Origin of the sequence: Clostridium sp. MCC353, from assembly GCF_018785315.1 — a bacterium.
Lineage (GTDB): Bacteria > Bacillota > Clostridia > Lachnospirales > Lachnospiraceae > CHH4-2.
Genome location: NZ_WQPN01000035.1, coordinates 1 through 901, shown reverse-complemented (window position 1 = coordinate 901; position 901 = coordinate 1). Strand labels below are relative to the sequence as shown.

Below are 901 nucleotides of genomic sequence, written 5' to 3'. Positions count from 1 at the left end.
TCAGAAACTGATTTGGTTTTCAGTTTCTGCCCGTCTCGTATAATAAGTTTATAGCCAAGTAAAACAGGCTATAAACTTATTTTTTTTGGTATAGATGTAAGGAGATTCTATGATGTCATATCAGGAGGAAGCTCCTCCAGGAGTGCTGGTTCCTCCTTATTCCATCTATACCGCTTACGAGTTACTTTATACCAGAGCTTCCCGATGCTATAATGATTTCCAGTGGAATCTTAGCTAAGGTCACTGCTGCTGCCCGTCGTCAAAGCCTATGGCTATTGCTCAAAAAGCTTGCAGCCCAGACGGTGTGCCCCTGACTGCTTACACAAATGCTGCATCTCCAGTTCTAGCCTCCAGCAGGGTATTTCTACTGGGGCAATGCTGATAACGCGAGACTTCAGCGGGTACATCGAATCGGGATAAGCTTTGGCTCTGCTTCCCTATCCTTACCTGAAAGGTGGTGATTACACATGAAGAAAATCGATTACCTGTCAACGCTTTTCGTTGGGATCGACATTGGGTCCCGCTTAAACGTTGTCTCTGCTTTAAACTTCGATCAGGAGTTCCTCATCCGGATGGTTTCCGTTCCTAACGCCCAGTACGGCGCAGAGCAGATGGAGACGATGATCGCCGGGGTTCTGGAGCAGCATCACGAGTTCCATTTCGTTATCATCGGCTTGGAGTCCACCGGCTTTTACGGCGTACATATCGCCAATTATCTTTCCACTTGTGAAAAGCTGGCTCCTTTCTCCACGAAGGTTTACTGTCTCAACCCCAAGGAAGTGGCAAAATATAAGGAATCCTTCAATTCTCTTGATAAGAATGATGGCATTGATTCCTTTGTCATTGCCGATTTCGCCAGGGTTGGGCGCATTCAAATCCAGCCGTGGCGCGGGGCCCAGTA

Annotated in this window: 2 protein-coding genes; both read left to right on the top strand. The window is 47.2% G+C overall.

Translation table 11 applies throughout. The features are described from left to right. Positions 1–109: 109 nt before the first annotated feature. A complete protein-coding gene (locus tag GPL15_RS27705) occupies positions 110–238 on the top strand; it encodes a hypothetical protein (RefSeq protein ID WP_275950469.1) in 129 nt (42 codons plus the stop codon). Between the two features lie 229 nt (positions 239–467). Then, positions 468–901, top strand: a 434-nt coding sequence (locus tag GPL15_RS08555; protein ID WP_215697992.1) for a transposase, incomplete at its 3' end; no start/stop codon positions are given.